The following is a 19,728-nucleotide window of genomic DNA, read 5'->3' as shown; positions in this document are numbered from 1 at the left end:
ATGCGCTCCTAGTCTGCCTGTTCGGCCTGTTTTAATAGCTGATCGACTACCCATAATGCGCTACGCGCCCCATCCTCATGAAAGCCCCAGCCCCAGTAAGCACCACAGTATGAAGTGCGGTTTTGGCCGTTGACCTCGACCCAGCGTTGCTGTGCTTCAATCGCCGGGGCATCAAACACTGGATGACGGTAATGTCGTTCTACCCAGACTTTTTTCGGATTCAGGGCAAAATTAGGATTCAGGGTGGCAAAGACTTGGGTTTTGCAGTTCAGGTTCTGCAACTGGTTCATCCAGTAGCTAAAGCCATAATGTGTGCCACTGTGTTGGAATGGCGTCTGTTCAGTGACCTGAGTCGGCGTGACGTGTACATGCCAGCTGGCCCACTGGCGACGGGATTTGGGCATGATAGAGGTATCGGAATGTACCACCATGCGGTTATCCTGATAGTGGAACTTGCCTAGCACGTCCAGCTCCTGCGCGGTCGGGTCTTTCAGCAGTTTCAGGCTGTCATCGGCGTGGCTGGCGAAAATCACCCAGTCAAAACGCTCACTGTCCTGTTGGGTTTCAATCAGCACATCATTGGCACTGCGAGACACCTGATGCACAGCAGCTTTACGAAGCGTGATATTGCATTGGGCCTGAATGGCACGGACGTAGCGAGCTGATCCACCCTTGACCGTCAGCCATAAAGGACGGTCTTTGAGCTGCAACATGCGATGATGCTGGAAAAAGCTCACCACAAATTTATAGGGAATCTGTCCGGCCTGTTCCACCGGACAGGACCACAGCGCTCCACACATCGGATAGAGATGTTCATGACGGAAGGCATCGCTATAACCATGGTGATTTAAATACTCATCAATACTTAGCTGTGCATCGACCTGTCCCACATCCAGATCTTTATTGGCCGCATAGAAACGGAACAGATCCGACAACATCGCGCGAAAATCTGCATTAAAAAAGTTTTGAGGTCGGAACAATAACGAGAATTTTTTTGAAGGATTGTACTGTAAGCCACTGACCTGATTATTCACCGAAAAGCCCATGTCACTGCTTTGCGATTGAATCCCAAGTTCTTTTAGCATGGCGCAGAACAGCGGATAGTTATGCTCGTTAAACACAATAAAGCCACTGTCCACCGCAACCTGTTCACCATCGATATTCAGCTGATGGGTATCGGTATGACCACCAAAGTAGTTATTCTTTTCAAAGACTGTGACTTCATGCGCTTTGCTGAGTTTCCAGGCAGCATACAGACCGGAAATACCTGAACCAATAATTGCAATTTTCATGGCGATTCCTTTGAATGAATAGTCGGAGTGCCGGTCTTGGCAGCTTTTTTCTGTTTTCGAGCCCGGGCAATTTTACTGACATCATAGACCCGTGGCGGAATCGGCTTGAGTCCCCAGACCAGCCCGAACAAAGACATGAGTTTCAGCAGGTAATAGGTCACATCAATCTGCCACCAGTAAAAACCCTGCCGGGTACTGCCGGCATAATAATGGTGATTGTTGTGCCAGCCTTCGCCCAAGGTAATGATTGACAAGAATAAGTTGTTGCGGCTGTGATCTTCAGTGTCAAAATCCCGGCTGCCATAATGATGCGCCAATGAGTTAATACACAAAGTGGCATGGAGCAGCAACACAGTGGAGACCACAAACCCCCAGACCAGCAATTGCAGGCCGGAGGTACCGAGTTGCGGCCAGGTCATAGCCAGCCACTCCCCTAGCGCATAAATCCCGCCCGCGGTCAGCACCACCACAATTAAACTGAAACGGTCCAGCCAGATCAGTTCCGGATATTTCAGCCAATCTCTAATGACTTCTTTACGCGTGGCAAAGTTATATTCGTTTAAAAACCAGCCAACGTGGCTGTACCAAAAACCATGCGTGGAGGAATGCGGGTCTTGCAAGGTATCGGTATAGCGATGGTGATAACGGTGATGCGCCGCCCACCAGAGCGGGCCACGCTGCGCACTCATGGTACCCATCAACACAAACAGGAACTGTACCGGACGCGAAGTCTGAAAAGTTTTATGTGACAGATAACGATGAAAAAAAGCGGTGATGGAAAACATGCGGATCAGGTAGAACAGCAGCATAAAGCCAATCGCAAACCACGACACTCCCACCCAGAACACGGCGAGACAGGCTAGATGTAATAGAATAAAGGGTAAAATCCTCAGCCACTGAATCTTGCTGTTTTCAGCCGTCAGTGTTTCGGGCGCTGTGGGTGTAGACCAGCTGTCTATCCATCGCATCAGACTTTTCAACATGGACTCATCCTATTTTCAAGCGATTGTCTTTATTCTATTTGATGAGTGTAATCAGTCAGATATGAATTTTATGTGAAATGAAATAAAAAAAGCCGAACTGTGTAGAGAGAGTGGTCAGTTCGGCAAAAGGTTAGCAGATTAATGAGGCAATTTGATAAGTTTTGTAACGTCGTAACCATAATGTTTTGCAGTGTCTATATATGACTGATAAGTTGCTTCATCCAGTTGCGGTTCACGCGATAAAATCCACAGGTATTTGGTACTCGGTCCACCGACCAGTGCCACTTTATATTCCGGATCCACGCGTAATACCCAGTAATGCCCTCTGGTAAACGGAATCCATCTTAAACCTGGCGGCAAAAAGCTGACCTTTAGTTTGCTGTTGCCCTGATTTTGCGGATAGGCCACCCCTTCAGAGCTGATCATTTCACCATTTTCAATCCGGCAGCTATTTAATACGCCCATAGTCTGATCGGCATTGACAGTGTATTGTGCCGAGATATTCGATACGCATTTACGCTGAAAATACATCGGTAAATGCGCAATTTCATACCATTTACCAGCATACTTCTGGATATCAACCTGATCGACTGCCTGAGGTGGAACCGTTTCAGCTTGCGTAGTAAAGCTTAAGCTGATTATCGCCAGCGTTGTCGCTGCCAAAACAGACTTGAATAGCATCTTCATTTTTTAGCCTTGTTTGATTTTAGGCTTAAGATAACTCAACAGCATGTGAACAAAGCGTGAAGACGAAATGATGTGATTCAGGAGGCGTGCTGCTAAAAAAGTCCTAGACTGGTTTCCGGGTTAAAGCCATTCTTTGCTGTCATCTGCCACAGGGGTACCATGCATCACATGCTGAATCATGGCATAGGCAATACTGCCCTTGAACGGAATTTCGGGTAACTGATCAAATTTGAAAAACTGCGCATCGCTCAGTTCATTTTCCTGAATTTGAATGTCCCCTGTATGATATTCCGCCTTGAAGGCCATCATCAGATTGCTGGGAAACGGCCACGGCTGGCTGGCCAGATATTGAATGTTTTTGATCTGCAGCCCAACTTCTTCTAGGGTTTCACGGCGGACTGCCTCTTCCAGGGTTTCTCCGACTTCAACAAAGCCGGCAATCAGACTGTACATTTGGGTTTTATTGCGGGCATTTTTTGCCAGCAGAATTTCATCTTCGCCCCGGGTAATGATGGTAATCACACAGGGATTCACCCGTGGATACTGGTTATAGCCACAGGATGGACAGACCATGGCATACTGGCTGGCGTGTTGCTGGGTGGCATGGCCGCATTTACTGCAAAAGCGGTGGTTACGGCGCCATTCCAGTAACTGTACCGCACGGCTGGCCTCTTCAAATTGTGGTCTGTTCCAGACTTGCACTAGTTGTCGGATCGGAACCAGCTGATAACCTTCAGGCACCGGTTCGTCTTCTTTCAGGTCACGAGCAATGATCTCGCCATTTTCCGTCAAGTTCAAGTCGTGCTGCAGTTTGGCTACCTGCGGCAACTGAAAATGCTCATCCACCAATAATTGCTGCTGTCTAAAAATATACGCTTTTGAATGCATGCTCGTGAGAATTCCCTGATTAAAAAAAATCCCATACTGGGGATGTATGGGACAAAACTAAGGAAGCTTACATGGAGTAACTTCTAGCCAGATACTAGGTGCACGCCACCTAAATTACAAGCATAATAATTTGTATCTTTTTGATTAAAATCACATAATTTTCACACCAATTATGAACTCAGAAATCATGCAAAGTAAGTTTCATCAACTAGCTTTAGCATTGTAGAGATGAACAGTCTTTTATTGCAGCAATTATGATTCCTATGCGATGTCAGAGGATCATCTGGTCGAGTTGAATTGATTCAACATACGGGTTGATATTTATTTTCACAAAAAATTGAACTCTCTGAATTTACACTGCGCTATCTTTCATTGGGTCTGGAATAGCTATGCGTTTCGGTTTAATTCTGGGTGATCAGCTTCATCATCAGCTTGCTACACTCAAGACACTGGACCGTACCCGGGATGTGATCCTGATGGCCGAAGTTGTTGAGGAAGCCACTTATGTCGCCCATCATCCGCAGAAAATTGCCCTGATTTTTAGCGCCATGCGTCATTTTGCCAAAGAACTCAAAGCAGAAGGCTGGCGTGTACGTTATCATGCTTTTCAATCCGGCAGTCCGATTCGTAGCCTGCTGGATTTTGTGCAGGCACAGCAACAGCAGTTCCCCGTCACAGTACTGGTCATGACCCAATGCGGAGAATACCGCTTGCAGCAGCAGATTGAACAGCACTGGAGCCAGCAGCTGCAACTGCCGATACAGTGTCTGAATGACGAGCGTTTTTTCTGCAGTCCGGAGCAGTTCCGGCACTGGGCCAGCCGTTACCAGACACTGCGTATGGAATATTTTTATCGGGAAATGCGTAAGCAGACCGGCTATTTAATGCAGGGACAGCAGCCGCTTGGACAGCAATGGAACTATGACAGTGCCAATCGCAAGGCTTGGTCAGGCAGTCCACCATTGACCGCGCCACTGTACTTTGAACGCGATCAGATTGATCTGGATGTACTGGAACTGGTTGAACGCGAGTTTTCCCATCACCCCGGCAGCCTTGCCGATTTTCGCTGGGCCACCACGCGTAGCAATGCCCTGCTTGCACTGGAGCATTTCATTGCCTACAGTTTGCCGCATTTTGGCGATTATCAGGATGCCATGGTTCAGGGTGCAGACATGCTGTTTCACAGCCTGCTCTCACCCTATTTGAACTGTGGCTTGCTGCTGCCCCGAGAAGTCTGTGATGCTGCAGAAGCAGCCTACCATGCTGGTCATGCACCGTTAAATGCAGTCGAAGGTTTTATCCGGCAGATTCTCGGCTGGCGCGAATATGTCCGCGGGATTTACTGGCTGTACATGCCGGAATATGCCAGCCGCAATGCCCTGCAGCACTCAACTCCGCTGCCGCAATTTTACTGGACCAGCCATACCCGGATGAACTGTATGGCGGAGTGTTTCCGTAATACCTTTCAGCATGCCTATGCACATCATATCCAACGTTTGATGGTGACTGGCAATTTTGCTTTATTAACTGGTGTAGACCCGCAGCAGATCAGCGAGTGGTATCTGGGAATCTATGCCGATGCCTATGCATGGGTGGAACTGCCGAATACGCTGGGCATGGTGATGCATGCCGATTGCGGCTTGATGGCCAGCAAGCCCTATGCCGCTTCGGGTAATTACATCCATAAGATGTCGGATTACTGCAAGCACTGTAGCTACAATGTCAAAACCCGTACCGAACCGGACAGCTGTCCTTTCAACAGCCTGTACTGGTATTTCATGATCCGGCATGAAGCGACATTCCGTACTCATCCACGTATGTGCATGATCTATCGACAGCTGGACAAGCTTAAAGATCGGCCTCAGATTATCAGCCATGCCCAGCAACTTCTTAGCCAGATTGATGAGTTATAAACCATGAAAAAACAGCATTTTCCTGAAAAAATCTGTATGCACTGTTTGCGTCCTTTTACTTGGCGCAAAAAATGGCAACGCTGCTGGGAGGAAGTCAGATACTGTTCTGAACGATGTAAACGTGAGTCCAGACGTTTATCAAAATCAAACACTTAGAAACGCCTGTATTGGCGTGAACAATAGGCCCGTATCACATCAGGTAAACGCAGCTGCAGATGTTTGGTTTTTCGGCCAGTCACGCGTGCACGCCACATTTTAAAGCTACTGTGTTTCATATTTTGCCGCATCAAGCGAATCACCGCCGCTTCATTTAAACCATACTGACATAAAATAGCTTCAAAAGGAGTTCGATCTTCCCAAGCCATTTCTATAATTCTGGATAAGTCCTCTTCAGAAAATTGATTCATACCATTCTCGTTTTTAATCATCACGAAGCGTCAATAAGCTTTATCGACTTTAATCTGACTAAAAGAATAACAATACAATCATGAATTTTTTGTGATTTTTCTCTAGTTTACGGACTCAGCACAAATAAAAGGGCTAGTTAAACTAGCCCTGTTAAGTCTTAGTTACCTCTATAAGTCGAATATCCATAAGGACTTAAAAGTAGAGGAATATGATAATGGCTGACACTTCCATCTACCTTAAAAATTACAGGAACTTCAGGAAAGAAAGTATCTTGCTTATTTTTTTTAAACCAGTCCTCAGTTTTAAAAGTAACTTTATAAATACCGGCTTCAAGCTTCTGATTTTCAGGAAACAATCCAGTAATACGGCCATTAGGACCAGTATATTGCTGATTTAACTTCACCCATTTATTCCCAGTACTTTTTTCGAGTACCACTTCGACTTGAGCTGAGGGTAGACCATTTTCTAGATTCAACACATGCACACTTAAAGGGTTAGTTTGTGCGAAAGTCATTGAGGTCAACAATAGTGTTGAAAGTGGCAATAATTTTTTAAACATGATGAATTCCTTAAGGATTGAAAATAGACTTAACAGCTGTTTCAGCGCAGTAATGGTCATTTTTTGCACCCCCTGCTCCGGCAACACCAATGGCACCGACCACCTGATTTTCATAACGCACAGGTACACCGCCACCCAACAGCAGTAGATTGGATAAGGTGGTTAAATTTTTTACATCCTTGTTTTCATGGGCATTTTGACTTAACAACATAGTCGCCGTTTTGGTCGATAAGGCGGTATAGGCTTTCTTTTCAGCTGCGCCCAAATTATGCGGTCCGACAGTTTCATGCCTGTTTGCCATTAACGTATTTCCGCCTCGATCCACCACCACCACAGCAATATTGTGCTGTATTTTTTGACACGCAGTCACCGCAGCATCCATAAGAGTTCGTGCTGACTGAGAATCAAGTGAATAAACTTGATTCAATTGAACGGATTGTGCAAAAGTACTGCTACTCATCAGCATTACTGTTGCAATAAGCCCTTTGAGTTTGTTCATCATGATTGCCCTGAATTAAGTTTTAAAAATTTTATACAACCTGAATGATTTGAAGGATGACAATCACATTACAAAATTGTCATCTTTAAAATGAGTCTGAACAAAATGTGTATTCTAATTATCGAAGATGAAGCGAAGATCGCCTCATATCTGGTTAAAGGGTTAAATGAATCTGGCTATGAGGCGCAATGCGTCCACTCAGGACTAGAAGGCTTGGAAAAGTTAAAGATGCATGCATATAGCCTAGTCATATTAGATGTAATGTTGCCCGATATTGATGGCTGGGCAGTCCTGAAAGTCTTGCGACAATTTTCCCAAATTCCGGTCATTTTTCTTACAGCAAAAGATCAGGTGATTGATCGGGTCAAAGGTTTGGAACTGGGCGCCGATGATTATCTGGCCAAGCCTTTTTCTTATATTGAATTACTGGCCCGAATTAAAAGTCTACTTAGACGCCAGCAGTATGCACAGGAAAACCAATTAGAAATTGCCAATTTGAAATTGGATTTGATCCATCATAAAGTCTGGCGTAACGAGCAGTCGATAGAACTCAGTAGAAAAGAATTCAATCTGTTGCGCTTTATGCTGCGCCATCCGAATGAAATTATTACGCGCAGGCAAATAGCTTCTGAAGTCTGGCAAATCAATTTTGATACCGATACCAATTTTATTGATGTAGCGGTACGGCGTTTACGTAGTAAAATTGATGAGGGACATGATATAAAGTTAATTCATACTGTTCGCGGTTTGGGCTATAAAATTTCGGCAGAGAAATAATGTTGAAACCGATTCGTTCTCTAGAACTCCGATTAACACTCTTGGTTACAGGGTGTGCTGCAATGGTCTTGTGCTGTGTAGCATTTATGACCTATCTGGGTATCAACCAGATTTTAATTGCTCAACAAGATAGGGCTTTGATTGAGCGAATTGAGCGACTGGAAATATTACTACAAGACAGTAGCAATATTGAACAGATTATCGCTCGCCCGAAGCTGTATCAAAACATGTTGGGAAATCAGAATAATTTGTTTTTATTGATTCAGGGTGATCAGGCGCTGATCAGCATTAATCCTCTTGGCATTCCTCTACCTGAATTTACCCATCAGCCCCAAATTCAATTCCAAGATTTATCGGCGCATGCTTATCCCACCCGCATTGCCTGGAAAACCATTCAAATTAATCGCCAGCCGTATCTGTTAATTGCAGGCAAACAGTGGTCTGAACGTTTAGGCATCATTGCACCTTTTCAAAAGAGTCTTGTCATCTATGTTTTCACAGGTATCTTGGCGATTTTCATCCTTTGTGCTATTGCTAGCCATCTGGGATTAAAAGTATTAAGAACCCTGCGAGAACAAACCCATGCGATAAATATTCAGCAACTTGAACAGCGACTCAATCTGCCCTATCCTCCTCAAGAGATTGCACAACTGGCCTCCGATATCAATGCTATGCTCGACCGTATTGAGCTGGGATATAGCCAGCTGAATCGTTTTTCAGAAGACATTGCTCATGAATTTAGAACACCATTGAATAATTTAATCGGACAAACCGAAATTTTACTCATGAGTGAACGCAGTCCCTCACAGTATCAGGAAGTACTGATTTCCAACCTAGAGGACTATCAACGCTTAAAAAGAATGATTGACAGCATGCTATTTCTAGCCCGCGCAGATGCACACAAAGTTTACTTAAACAAACAGAAGATTCAACTACAATCCTTTATAGAAAATATCTTCAGCATTTTTGAGTATCAAGCCGAAGAACAACACTGCAATTTTGTTTTAAAGCTTGAGGCAACTGAGCTATTGGCAGATCCAGAACAGTTACAACAAGCTCTGTATAATCTGCTCTCGAATGCCCTGATTCATGGCGGCAAGCACCGGACTATTTATGTGCATAGCTATCGAAAGATTATCAACAAACTGCCTATGATTGCGCTATCGGTCGTGACCAGTGGTTTAGAAATTGCCTCGGAACATTTGCCGCATATCTTTGAGCGATTTTATCAATGCAGTTCCAGTAGACAAAGTTATCATCAAACAGGTGGTTTAGGACTATCCATTGTGGCATCTATTATGACGCTTCATCAAGGGATGTATCAGGCGATTAATAGCGCAGAAGGTATATGCTTTGAACTGCTTTTCCCAGATACGTGATTCACATTCACACTGAGCTTATATCATTTTTGGAATCACTCTGAATTCTCCCATCCACCAAATTAATGGTTCGATCACAGGTTGCCGATAATCTAGGATCATGAGTCACCAATAAGACTGCACAGTCATGTTCGCGATGAACTTTACGAAATAATTCAAACATTTCCGCAGCAGTTTGAGTATCAAGATTACCTGTCGGTTCATCGGCCAACAATAGTGCAGGCTGAGTAATCAGTGCACGTGCAATCGCTACGCGTTGCTGCTGCCCTCCAGAAAGCTCATTTGGTTTACGGTCAGCAAACTTATCTAACCCTACAGCGGCCAATAATTCATGGGCATATTGCAACGCAGATTGATCTGGCTTGCCTTGCTTCAGCATTAATGGCATAAGCACATTATTTAAGGCAGTAAAGGCCTGTATAAGATGATGGAATTGAAACACAAAACCTATACTGTTGCCACGTAATGCTGTCCGAGCCATATCATCCATACGACTTGTTGCCTGACCCAACAAGTACAACTCACCACAGCTAGGCTGATCTAATAAGCCAAGAATATTCAGTAAAGTACTTTTGCCTGAACCAGAAGGACCAATTAATGCAGCAAAGTCATTCCGTTGAATACACAGGTCAATTCCATGTAATACCTCCACTTCATTAGGTTGCCCAACATTATAGGACTTTCGCAATGCTTCTAAACGTAGTACTTCCTCAGATGAATCAGACATGACGAATTGCCTCCACAGGATCGAGTGCAGCAGCCCGACGGGATGGTATTGCAGCAGCCAAAACTCCCGTTAAAGTCGCCAAGAATAATGCTGACAAGATAAGCTTGATTGAAATCGAAATATAAAACAAACCGGGACCAAACTGATTAAATCCCCAAATTAGACAATAACTGACAACACTACCAAGCATCGAACCAAGCAGACCAAAAATTGCTCCCTGAAATAAGAAAACTCTTAAAATTTGCGTTTGTGTAGCCCCAGTTGCACGTAAAATACCGATTTCCCGAGTCCGTTGCACCACACTCACCGACATCACACTGGCAATGCCAAAAGCGACTGAAATCCCTACAAAAACAATAATCATGTTGGTCGAAAGACTTTGAGCGGTAATCGCATTCATTAATTGAGCATTGGTTTCAATCCAGCTTTCTGCTTTTAATCCAGTCAGGCGTCTAATTTGTGAGGCAACTTGATCCGCCTGAAAAATATCTTGGATCGTCAGATCAATCACGGTGACCCCACCCGGCAAATTAAGTAAAGATTGCGCTTGTTTCAAATCCAGATAGACATAGCGCGCATCCAATTCACGCACGCCCAGTTCAAATATTCCAGAGATATTCACCACTGCATTTTTCTGTTGCCCAGTATCTAATCTTAATTTGCTCCCGACTTGCACACCCAAATCTTTGGCTAATTGACGCCCAATTAATACATTATCCGCACTGACCCGTAATTCACCACTCACCATATATTGCTTCAACGGAATAATCTGTTGATAACGTTCAAGGTTGATACCAACCAATGCAACCGATTGAATCGCATCTCCGCGCTGTACAAATGCAGGACCAGAGACCACAGGAGAAACCGCAGTCAACACCGGTAACTGATCTAAAGTCCCAGTCATCTGCTGCCAATTATTCATAGAACGTAAGCGTTGTGCACGCTTATCTTCTTGTAACAACTGAAGTGTTCCTGCTACTGGTGGCACAATGTGATTCACCTCATCTGGTGAAAGCAAACGAATATGCGCCTGCGTCCCTAAAGTCCTTTCTACAATATTCGATTGTAAGCCCTGAATTAAGGCGCTAATGAACACAATGACCGCTACCCCCACCGCGACGCCAATGGTAATCATCATCGACTGTGTGCGACCCTCTCGCAAAAAACTGATTGCGATGGTCCACTCTGCCCAAAGTCGCCCAAAAAAGTTTTTCAATCGAATTTCACCGGTAATTCATTTTTGCTATTTGTCGGATGCGTTTGATTCTGCAAGACACGTTTAGTTTGCTCTATTCGGACACGAGTTCCATCTTTAAGCACTGATTCTGCATCGGTAAGGACGTGATCACCTTCTTTCAATCCAGCTACAACTTCCGACATGACCAAACCACGTAAACCCAGTGTGATAGGATGACGTTGAATTTTTCTATCTCTTACTAAAATAACCATAGCCTTGTTGCCACTTATACTGCTTAAAGCATCATTTGGAATGACCATGGTTCGCTCGCGCTGGTTGGTTTCAACATTTACCGATACCGTCATGTCTTGACGCAAAAAATCAGGGACTGGATCAACTGTTAATCGAACGTCTACTGTGCCACGTTGAGCATCAATACTTGGGGCAATAAAATTAATATGGGCAGGAAAAGGTTGATCTGGATAGGCATCCGTAATCACTGATGCTTTTTGTTGTAAAGCCAGCAGTGGTAAATTTCGCTCATCAAATGGCACTCGTATTTCAGTCGCACCATCCAGTGCAATAGTGAACAGAGTCTGACTCGGTTGCACCAAATCCCCTGGCTCAACATTACGGGTTAAAATAATACCTGAAACTTCTGCGCGAATTTTGGTCTTGGCGAGTTGCGCTTGTAATGCAGCGAGTTGTTCACGTAATTTTGTCTCTTCAACTTTATCTGGGGCAAGTGAAGCAACTTTTAATCGAGCTGATTCCAAATTATTACGGGCGAGTTTTTCTGCCTCTATCGATTTCTCCCTTTCCTCTGCTGATAATATTCCTAATTCGGTATTTCGTCTGCGTACCGCTTCTCTTTGAGCCTGTTCTAATTGCACTTTGGCATTCGCTAAATCGAATTCTGCTTGCGGACGTCTAGTGGTTGCGAGTTCCTTTAATTCAGCTTCTGCCTGCCGCACCTGCGCTGAAATTTCATCAGATTTCAGTACTAAAAGAACATCCCCTCGAGAGACCCGATCTCCCTCTTGAACCAAGCGCTCAAGAACAACCCCTGTAATTTCACTACCAATCTGAGTCCGAGATACTTTCTCTACCCGTCCTGAAGCAACAACTGTCTGAATCAATGGACTAGATACGACTTCATAAGTAGGTAACAATGGTCCTTGCCACCAGCGATATATAGCAAAACTGACGAGCAAAACCAGTAGTATGATCATGATCCAAGGCTTATAACGGGTAACAAGCAATTCCATTCTCCAAGCCAGATTAAAGAAAAGTTTTTGAATTGAATAATTAATGTCTAGTTAAATATATATGAAAATTTAGTTACAACACACCAAATTAAAAAAGCACACCATTTTTATTAAATTATTTTCTCTTACTGTTATAGTTTTTTCATAATTTTGATTAAAAAAACAAACAAAAAATAAACCTATATTTCTATATATTTCATGATTTTATATAAAATAGGACTTACGCAGTATTATTTATAGATTCTCTGTGGTAGCAGATGATTTTTATCGAGAATAAAGTCATCAATGAAGTCTTTGATGATTGGTCTAAATAATTTCTTCTGCCAACGATATACATTTTCAAAGATCCGCTCAAACTGGTTCTTTTGTATCTCGACGTAGGCCATTAAGGCTGAAAAAATATGATTCAAAATCAGTTTAGATCGTCTCACTTGAAACTTTTCAATATGACAAACTTGTTTAATCACCCGGTGATATTACTCTATTTTCCAATGACTTGAATGTAATTCATGAAAACCCTCAAAGGACAATAAATCATCTTCATCTTGATACACAATATAAAACCTCTGCTGTTCTTTTAACTGAGTCTTAAATAATTGTACAAAGCCAAAATCTTTGAGCCAGACCACTTGACCCTGATGGAAATCTGGTAATAAACGCAGTTGAAACCATTGTCCTTTTTCTGGGGAAACCTTACGGTTACAGTCGATACCAAACATAAATCGAATACCATATTTTCTTATGGTTTTTAGATTTGCAGTCGATGAATACCAACTATCACCTGTAATAAATTGAATCTTTGCACCCCAACTGAGTACTTCACTTAACATCTCCATAAAGTAATCATTCTTGGTTTTACTTTGAGATTTGTCATAAAATCGGAAATTAATTGGAATATTTTGACCATTTTGATCTGTCGCATACAAGGTAATGAGATTAATACCCTTGACAGATCGGTGGTGTTTGCCTGACCAAAAATAGCTAACTAAGTCCATATGCTGACTATACGGTTTATCTAAAACAGTATCATCAATACTGACTATAAGTTTATTATTATCAATATGTTGAATTGCTTCTTGATATAGGTCGTGAGGTGTGTAGTCTTCACGCTCTAGAAAGCGATTTACACTATCATGCGAGATGTTATAAGTCTCGGCAAGTTGTGTGCAGCTAATAGAGTTCGGTTCTGTCATGAGAAAGCCCATATAAATGGGTAGAGTACAAGTTGCTGTAGAAGCATGTTTAATTCGTCTGATCACAGATACTTTATAAAGTATTTTAATACTTTTTTTAATCCGTCAATGCGTAAGTCCTAAACTATTGATGTTACTATACTTAGCCGTCTAGTTTCCCTCCGGCTTGATATGCTATTTTTATGATCACAGTCAACCATTCCTTTACTTACTGTATGCTAACTGCACGGCGGGTTTGTTATTATTTATTATCAGATTGCGCTAGGCAGTTAAATGCAGGGCTGTCAGGAAATTTTGCCAGAGAGTTGCCAACAGTTCAGATCTGGCTGCCAATTACGTAAGTAGATTAAGGTAAATTGAACCGCGTATTTTAACTGTATTTTCAGAGTGATTTCAGATCACTACGTAGCTAGGGCTTTTACAGATCGAAATGATAAAGTCATAAATTGCTTTTCAAAAAAAAAGAAACTAATATGTTTCTTATAGGATCCAAAAGAAATAAATGTATCTACAATGAATAAGTCTTTACTTCAGCAAATCAAAAAAAGACGAACCCAATTGGGCTTAAAGCAAATTGATATGCAATCCCGTACAGGCATTTCAAGACAGCAGTACCAAAAACTGGAAAGTCAGGGCAACCCTCGATTAGAGACCTTAGAAATTATAGCGGCAGGATTAAATGCTCAACTGATGCTCATCCCTGATGATAAGGTTCATTTGATCAGACAATTATTGAATGATGAAATTAAAGTCACTATTGAAGATCAGGATGACTTAATGACTAAACCATGGAAAGATCTTCTCGGAGGAGAGGAACCATGAATACTGTTGCCGTCCTGAAATTAACATTACATCACGGTATCGTTGGATACTTGGCAGGATTTCAGAGCGGAAAAAATATTCTGGTTTTTACAGATTCTTTCCGCTTTGATCAGCAACGTCCGACCTTGAGCCTGCTGACTTCCCCCTTGTATCCTCAAGCGGATAAAATTTTAGAAAAGACCTATGTTACTCATCAGCGCTTACACCCCTTGCTATCAAACTTGCTACCAGAAGGTGCATTACGTGAACTGATTGCACAAAGCCTCAAAGTACATATAGACAATGAATTTCAGTTATTGGCAGCTTTAGGTCATGATTTACCTGGAGCACTCATTGCGACTCCATTAGATCCAGAAGAAATTCCAGATGAAATAAAATTCAAACTGCAGATCTCGAATCCAGATCAAATTTTAAAGCAAGAGATTCGAACAGATAATAAGTTTTCCTTGGCTGGCGTCCAAATGAAGTTTTCCATGAAAGCCAAAGATGGGCGTTTTACACTAGCACAGGCAACGGAAACGGCTCTACTCGGGGACTGGATTATCAAAACTCCTTCTTCCAGACATGCTTTTGTTCCGCTAAATGAATATTCTATGATGAGCCTTGCCAAAATGGTCGGAATAGATGTCCCTGAGATTCGCTTGGTGGATATGGCACTCTTACAAAACCTTCCACCATTAAATTTACCCCAAGAGCAATATGCTTTTGCAATCAAAAGATTTGATAGACAGAGTACTGCTGATACTACAGAGCTTATTCACATCGAAGACTTTGCTCAGATCTTCGGTGCATATCCACAGCAGAAATACAGCCCCACAAATTATGAGCAGATAGGAAAGATCATTTATCAATTTTCAGATAACAAAATTCTTGATATTCAGCAATTTGCCAGCCGCTTACTTGTCAACATTTTGCTCGCCAATGGAGATGTACACTTAAAAAACTGGAGTATGATTTATCAGGACAAAAGAACACCAAGATTATCTTCCGCATACGATATATTGATGACTAGTGTATATATTGAAAATGAGCGTCATTTCGCATTGAATCTTGCCAAAAATAAAGATTGGTATTTAGCTGAGATGAAACACTTTGAACAATGGGCTGAAAAAGTCGGTGTTCCATGGCGTGTTATTGAAAAACAACTTCACGCGATCATGGACAAAGCACGGTCGGTATGGCCAGTGCTATTACTAGACTTACCTATGATTTCTGTTCATAAAGAAAAATTAAGAGAACATTGGAAAAAATTGCATCCGGACTTTCAGATACTTACAGATGATTAGGGTAATCTGAAACCAAACTAAAATTTCTCAAACAAGTTCATCACGTCATTTTCCGTCAGTTTCGCTTCGCCTTCATGATCTGTACTTAGAATAGAGTGTGCCAGTTCTGCTTTATTTTGCTGTAAGGCAAGAATTTTTTCTTCTATGCTTTTATTAGTAATCAGCTTATACACAAATACCGGCTTGTCCTGTCCAATCCGCCATGCACGATCTGAAGCTTGATCTTCAGCAGCAGGGTTCCACCATGGATCATAGTGAATGACCGTATCTGCGGCAGTTAGATTCAAACCGACCCCTCCTGCTTTCAGACTGATTAAAAATACCGGCACTTGTCCAGACTGAAACGCTGTAATGACTTCATCTCGCTTTTTGGTCTTTCCAGTCAGCTTCACATAGCCAATTTCTGCGTGATGGAACTGTTGTTCAATCAGTTCCAACATTGAGGTAAACTGAGAGAAGATAAGAATTTTTCGCCCCTCTTCCACCATTGGAACGACCATATCCATCAACTGTTCAAGTTTGGCAGAATGCGCCTGCCCAATTTTCACTGAATCCAGTTTCAGTAAGCTAGGATGGCAGCACACCTGACGTAGCTTCAGTAAGGCATCTAAAATTTGAATTTGACTACGTTTAAAGCCTTTTTCTGCCACAATTTTCTGAATGCTTGCCTGCATCGTGGCACGAACAGCCTCATATAACTTGGATTGCTGGTCATTCATATCAATATTGACTTCAATCGTGGTTTTTTCTGGCAACTCTTTGGCTACGTCAGTTTTCAAGCGACGTAAAATGAAGGGCTTAATCCGGTTGACCAACTTTTGTCTTAACTGCTCATCACCGCGCTTTTCAATCGGATGACGGTACTTTTTATTAAAAATTTCTTGTGAATATAAAAATCCTGGCATCAGGAAATAAAATAGTGCCCACAGCTCACCCAAATGATTTTCCATAGGTGTACCGGTTAGACATAGACGATGTCGCGCTGTTAATTGCCGTACTACCTGTGCAGCTTTGGCGCGCGGATTTTTGATATTCTGCGCCTCATCCAAAATGAGTTGATGATATTCATATTGCTTTAGTTGCTCTTCATCTCTCGCCAGAAGCGGATAGGTGGTTAACACAATATCATAGTGCGGAATCTGCTCAAAATACTGATGGCGATCGGGCCCCTGTAGCAGCAATACCTTGAGCTCTGGGGTAAATTTCTCCGCTTCTTTGAACCAGTTATGCATCAGCGATGTGGGTGCAACAATTAAGGCGGGACTATCCTGCAAATATCCAGCCTGCTTTTCCATGAGTAAATGGGCTAAAGTTTGTGCTGTTTTCCCCAAGCCCATATCATCTGCCAGAATCCCGCCATGCTGGGTTTCCCTTAAAAACTGTAACCAGCCTAAGCCCTGCTGCTGGTATAGACGCAACTCCCCCTGAAAACCTTGTGGTGTCGGCAGTTGTTGCTGATAGCCTTGTTTGAATTTATGTACAAATTTCTGCAGGCGATCACTGACCTGCCATGTCATCCCAAGATTATGCTGCAATTCTACTAGTTGACTCGCATCATAGCGATCAATACTGCGCTCTTCTTGCTGTAAAATGCTCTGCAGATGCAATAATACCGGCTTAATATCCCTAGCGGATAGCGCCAAATCAGGTTGATCAACTGCAGTTTTCACGGTGAAAATTTGACTGTCATGCAGATGAATAAAAGTCCGCGGATCAAGTAAATCAGGATTTACTCGCACCAAAGCTACGAGCGCATCAAGTAAATTATAAGAATTGCCTGCACTGTCTTGAACCGTCGCCCCGATATTGAACCAGTCCTGCTGGCCTTCAGCTTCAGTGATAGAAATATTTAAATTTTCAACATATTGCAGGTTAAAGGGGCTGTTTTCCAGATGCTCTATCTGCCAGCCCATCAACTCAATTTGATTGATGGGCATCAGCTGTTTGATCCAGTCTCCATAGAAAGCAAAAACCATAGAATCGAGACGTTGTTTATCCAGTTTTAATTGCTGGTCATAACTAAGATCTTTCACCCACTTCAGTGATTCGACCAATAGCTGTAAACGCTGGATTGACTGTTGTTCCTGAACTAAGTCCCGAAGCTGTCGCACCATTTTGTCATGCTGCTCACCAATGAAACTGTCACCTGATGTACCTGCTTTAATTCGCCCGCCTGCATAGGAGAATTCAATTTCAGCACAAACAGACTCTTCCCATTTCCAATCAAATTTATCTAAAACACCAAAGCGTAAAATTGGCTGGGGATTACCCTGTAAGACTTCAATCTCTTGAAGAAACCCAGGTTTCGGCAAGTTATGTATCGTTGTAGATTGATGAGTAAGCTGCTCAAACTCAGTCAAAACCGTCGCAGGCATCTCTGGCATCCGCCAAAGGTAGTACAGTAAATCCGATGTATATTCACTATAGAGTTGCCCTACCGTATTCTTGTGAATATCGATATAACAAAGTGGCTGACTTACAAGAATTTGAAGATGTGGATTCGATTTTAAATTGAGTCGAACATTTCCATTGACCAACTCAAAATCTAAGTGCTCAGTCTGTTTTTCAATGCTCTTTTGCCAAGAAAATTCAAGCTGATAGCTTTGTTCTGACCATGTAAGTGGAGCATCACTTTTTTGTTTCCAATAGACATCACCACTCTGAATGAAAGATTTAAAATGCTCTAAAACAATGCCTGATATATCAAGACTATTTCCATAAGAAAACTCATTCTGATTGAGCTTGGCATAATAATAAATTTGATTAAATAATTGTCGCTTCCCATCAGGCAAAGACAGACGTTTTTTTAGAATATTGCCATATTCAGTATAAGAACTGACACCTGTGATCGTCCCACTTTTATTACGTCTACCTTTGCGAACCTCAAGTTTTAACCCGAATAGACCTAAAGGCTGATCTAAATAATAAAGTAAATAATTACTCGTTGTCTTTTGCTGCTCTAACTGGGTATGTTGTAAATACTGCTTAAACTCACTTAACCAGCGTTGTGCTTGATTAATTGCAACCCGATCTTTTTGAGTGTGAGATGATGACTGAGAGTCAACATAGCTCTTCAGATATCCTTCTCGATATTCTTGATAAAATAATTTGGCTAAAGCAGCAGCATGTTTACAGTTATATCCAACCGGACAAGTGCAGTCGTCATCGATTAAACGGTCTTTTTGGGGATTATAGGTAATTGCAGTATCGTAATAATCTGTCCCTTCAATTTGGGCATACATCGTAACCCCGTCTTTTTCCTCAAAGAACTCAATCGTTTTCCTATCAATGTGTTTAGCATAGCTCTGGCTGCGCTGAAGAGTTGCAGTACTAAAGCGAGATAGAAAATTGATCAATGAGGACATAATTACCAGACACTAAAAATGTTTATACAATTATAACGGACAAAGCTGTCATTTCAGAATAGTAGGGCTTTGTTGCACAAAGATTTATAATTTGAAGCATCCCCCAACTCGCTCAAATTTAAATTATAACTCGCTATCTGGTAGTGAACTTTGGTGTTTTTTCTATTGGCTGGCGTAAATACTTTTAAGCTGCCTGATGTATCAGCAAAGGCAGAGCCCTGCCCATCGATCCCATTGCTTCAGACTACTGGGGCCAGATATTCCAGATTGAACTGATAGCAAATCCCGGTTCCTCGTGACACCATGCAAAATTAATAGAGCTTAAAGCAAGTTGTTAGACTCTATTAGATTGTAAATATCTAATTAGACTTCTTTAATTTAATAGTATCTTCAGTCGGCTCTGTTGTATAAATATGTAAGCATCTGATTTAAATAAATTTAATTTTGGATCAAAAAATAATCAAAACTTTTAAAATCATATAGTTATGAAATCTTTATGCAACAA

At 42.2% G+C, this 19,728-nt stretch carries 17 protein-coding genes and 1 pseudogene; 6 read left to right on the top strand and 12 right to left on the bottom strand.

Features of this window, described 5'->3' with window-relative positions:
- Window positions 1-8 precede the first annotated feature (8 nt).
- The 4 genes from G0028_RS19140 to nudC form a co-directional block, all read right to left on the bottom strand.
- On the bottom strand, window positions 9-1,292 hold the full coding sequence (locus G0028_RS19140) for an NAD(P)/FAD-dependent oxidoreductase (RefSeq protein ID WP_180046974.1): 1,284 nt from the start codon (window positions 1,290-1,292) through the stop codon (window positions 9-11).
- Window positions 1,289-2,275, bottom strand: coding sequence for an acyl-CoA desaturase (locus tag G0028_RS19135; protein WP_179994247.1), 987 nt, complete (start codon window positions 2,273-2,275; stop codon window positions 1,289-1,291). Before G0028_RS19135 ends, G0028_RS19140 begins: the two co-directional genes overlap by 4 nt.
- Window positions 2,276-2,413: 138 nt before the next feature.
- Window positions 2,414-2,962, bottom strand: coding sequence for a lipocalin family protein (locus tag G0028_RS19130; RefSeq protein ID WP_180046976.1), 549 nt, complete (start codon window positions 2,960-2,962; stop codon window positions 2,414-2,416).
- A 120-nt stretch (window positions 2,963-3,082) separates the two neighbouring features.
- Window positions 3,083-3,850, bottom strand: a complete 768-nt coding sequence (nudC, locus tag G0028_RS19125) for an NAD(+) diphosphatase (protein WP_019837893.1) — start codon at window positions 3,848-3,850, stop codon at window positions 3,083-3,085.
- Between the two features lie 389 nt (window positions 3,851-4,239).
- Here nudC and G0028_RS19120 point away from each other — a divergent pair, with 389 nt between their 5' ends.
- Together G0028_RS19120 and G0028_RS19115 are read left to right on the top strand one after the other, a co-directional pair.
- Complete coding sequence (locus G0028_RS19120; protein ID WP_180046978.1) at window positions 4,240-5,763, top strand: cryptochrome/photolyase family protein; 1,524 nt, start codon at window positions 4,240-4,242, stop codon at window positions 5,761-5,763.
- A 3-nt stretch (window positions 5,764-5,766) separates the two neighbouring features.
- Window positions 5,767-5,919, top strand: a complete 153-nt coding sequence (locus tag G0028_RS19115) for a DUF2256 domain-containing protein (RefSeq protein WP_180046980.1) — start codon at window positions 5,767-5,769, stop codon at window positions 5,917-5,919.
- Here G0028_RS19115 and G0028_RS19110 read toward each other — a convergent pair.
- The 3 genes from G0028_RS19110 to G0028_RS19100 all read right to left on the bottom strand — a co-directional run bounded on the left by G0028_RS19110 (window position 5,916) and on the right by G0028_RS19100 (window position 7,229).
- Entirely contained in the window at window positions 5,916-6,170 is a 255-nt protein-coding gene (locus G0028_RS19110; RefSeq protein ID WP_180011913.1) for a TIGR03643 family protein, read from the bottom strand. The two genes, G0028_RS19115 and G0028_RS19110, sit on opposite strands and share 4 nt — an antisense overlap.
- 158 nt (window positions 6,171-6,328) lie before the next feature.
- On the bottom strand, window positions 6,329-6,730 hold the full coding sequence (gene uraH, locus G0028_RS19105) for a hydroxyisourate hydrolase (RefSeq protein WP_004981585.1): 402 nt from the start codon (window positions 6,728-6,730) through the stop codon (window positions 6,329-6,331).
- A gap of 10 nt (window positions 6,731-6,740) precedes the next feature.
- On the bottom strand, window positions 6,741-7,229 hold the full coding sequence (locus G0028_RS19100; RefSeq protein ID WP_180046996.1) for a GlcG/HbpS family heme-binding protein: 489 nt from the start codon (window positions 7,227-7,229) through the stop codon (window positions 6,741-6,743).
- A gap of 105 nt (window positions 7,230-7,334) precedes the next feature.
- On the opposite strand from G0028_RS19100, the gene G0028_RS19095 reads away from it, so the two are divergent.
- Window positions 7,335-8,006 carry a heavy metal response regulator transcription factor gene (locus G0028_RS19095; RefSeq protein WP_180046982.1) on the top strand — a complete coding sequence of 224 codons (672 nt, stop codon included), beginning with the start codon at window positions 7,335-7,337 and terminating at the stop codon, window positions 8,004-8,006.
- Entirely contained in the window at window positions 8,003-9,385 is a 1,383-nt protein-coding gene (locus tag G0028_RS19090) for a heavy metal sensor histidine kinase (protein ID WP_180046998.1), read from the top strand. The genes G0028_RS19095 and G0028_RS19090 overlap by 4 nt, the downstream gene beginning before the upstream one ends.
- Before the next feature lie 7 nt (window positions 9,386-9,392).
- On the opposite strand, the gene G0028_RS19085 is transcribed toward G0028_RS19090, so the two are convergent.
- From G0028_RS19085 to G0028_RS19070, 4 genes and pseudogenes are all read right to left on the bottom strand, one after another.
- On the bottom strand, window positions 9,393-10,112 hold the full coding sequence (locus G0028_RS19085) for an ABC transporter ATP-binding protein (protein WP_180046984.1): 720 nt from the start codon (window positions 10,110-10,112) through the stop codon (window positions 9,393-9,395).
- A complete protein-coding gene (locus G0028_RS19080; RefSeq protein WP_180046986.1) occupies window positions 10,105-11,328 on the bottom strand; it encodes an ABC transporter permease in 1,224 nt (407 codons plus the stop codon). The genes G0028_RS19085 and G0028_RS19080 overlap by 8 nt, the downstream gene beginning before the upstream one ends.
- The gene (locus G0028_RS19075) at window positions 11,325-12,551 is read right to left on the bottom strand and encodes an efflux RND transporter periplasmic adaptor subunit (RefSeq protein WP_180047000.1); all 1,227 of its coding nucleotides are present in this window, start codon (window positions 12,549-12,551) and stop codon (window positions 11,325-11,327) included. The genes G0028_RS19080 and G0028_RS19075 overlap by 4 nt, the downstream gene beginning before the upstream one ends.
- Window positions 12,552-12,787: 236 nt before the next feature.
- Window positions 12,788-13,816, bottom strand: a pseudogene (locus tag G0028_RS19070) (transposase).
- Between the two features lie 447 nt (window positions 13,817-14,263).
- On the opposite strand from G0028_RS19070, the gene G0028_RS19065 reads away from it, so the two are divergent.
- Window positions 14,264-14,572, top strand: a complete 309-nt coding sequence (locus G0028_RS19065) for a helix-turn-helix transcriptional regulator (RefSeq protein ID WP_180046988.1) — start codon at window positions 14,264-14,266, stop codon at window positions 14,570-14,572.
- On the top strand, window positions 14,569-15,858 hold the full coding sequence (locus G0028_RS19060; protein WP_180046990.1) for a type II toxin-antitoxin system HipA family toxin: 1,290 nt from the start codon (window positions 14,569-14,571) through the stop codon (window positions 15,856-15,858). Before G0028_RS19065 ends, G0028_RS19060 begins: the two co-directional genes overlap by 4 nt.
- Before the next feature lie 17 nt (window positions 15,859-15,875).
- Here G0028_RS19060 and G0028_RS19055 read toward each other — a convergent pair whose 3' ends face one another.
- Entirely contained in the window at window positions 15,876-19,223 is a 3,348-nt protein-coding gene (locus G0028_RS19055; protein ID WP_180046992.1) for a DEAD/DEAH box helicase, read from the bottom strand.
- Window positions 19,224-19,728 lie beyond the last annotated feature (505 nt).

The sequence above is a fragment of the Acinetobacter piscicola genome, assembly GCF_015218165.1.
GTDB classification, from domain to species: Bacteria; Pseudomonadota; Gammaproteobacteria; order Pseudomonadales; family Moraxellaceae; genus Acinetobacter; species Acinetobacter piscicola_A.
This window is presented reverse-complemented; position numbering and strand designations above follow the sequence as displayed.

Excerpts from the sequence above, each read along its gene's own strand:
- G0028_RS19140 (WP_180046974.1), bottom strand. The coding sequence starts at position 1,292 with ATGAAAATTGCAATTATTGGTTCAGGTATTTCCGGTCTGTATGCTGCC.
- G0028_RS19135 (WP_179994247.1), bottom strand. The coding sequence starts at position 2,275 with ATGTTGAAAAGTCTGATGCGATGGATAGACAGCTGGTCTACACCCACA.
- G0028_RS19130 (WP_180046976.1), bottom strand. The coding sequence starts at position 2,962 with ATGAAGATGCTATTCAAGTCTGTTTTGGCAGCGACAACGCTGGCGATA.
- nudC (WP_019837893.1), bottom strand. The coding sequence starts at position 3,850 with ATGCATTCAAAAGCGTATATTTTTAGACAGCAGCAATTATTGGTGGAT.
- G0028_RS19120 (WP_180046978.1), top strand. The coding sequence starts at position 4,240 with ATGCGTTTCGGTTTAATTCTGGGTGATCAGCTTCATCATCAGCTTGCT.
- G0028_RS19115 (WP_180046980.1), top strand. The coding sequence starts at position 5,767 with ATGAAAAAACAGCATTTTCCTGAAAAAATCTGTATGCACTGTTTGCGT.
- G0028_RS19110 (WP_180011913.1), bottom strand. The coding sequence starts at position 6,170 with ATGAATCAATTTTCTGAAGAGGACTTATCCAGAATTATAGAAATGGCT.
- uraH (WP_004981585.1), bottom strand. The coding sequence starts at position 6,730 with ATGTTTAAAAAATTATTGCCACTTTCAACACTATTGTTGACCTCAATG.
- G0028_RS19100 (WP_180046996.1), bottom strand. The coding sequence starts at position 7,229 with ATGAACAAACTCAAAGGGCTTATTGCAACAGTAATGCTGATGAGTAGC.
- G0028_RS19095 (WP_180046982.1), top strand. The coding sequence starts at position 7,335 with ATGTGTATTCTAATTATCGAAGATGAAGCGAAGATCGCCTCATATCTG.
- G0028_RS19085 (WP_180046984.1), bottom strand. The coding sequence starts at position 10,112 with ATGTCTGATTCATCTGAGGAAGTACTACGTTTAGAAGCATTGCGAAAG.
- G0028_RS19065 (WP_180046988.1), top strand. The coding sequence starts at position 14,264 with ATGAATAAGTCTTTACTTCAGCAAATCAAAAAAAGACGAACCCAATTG.
- G0028_RS19060 (WP_180046990.1), top strand. The coding sequence starts at position 14,569 with ATGAATACTGTTGCCGTCCTGAAATTAACATTACATCACGGTATCGTT.
- G0028_RS19055 (WP_180046992.1), bottom strand. The coding sequence starts at position 19,223 with ATGTCCTCATTGATCAATTTTCTATCTCGCTTTAGTACTGCAACTCTT.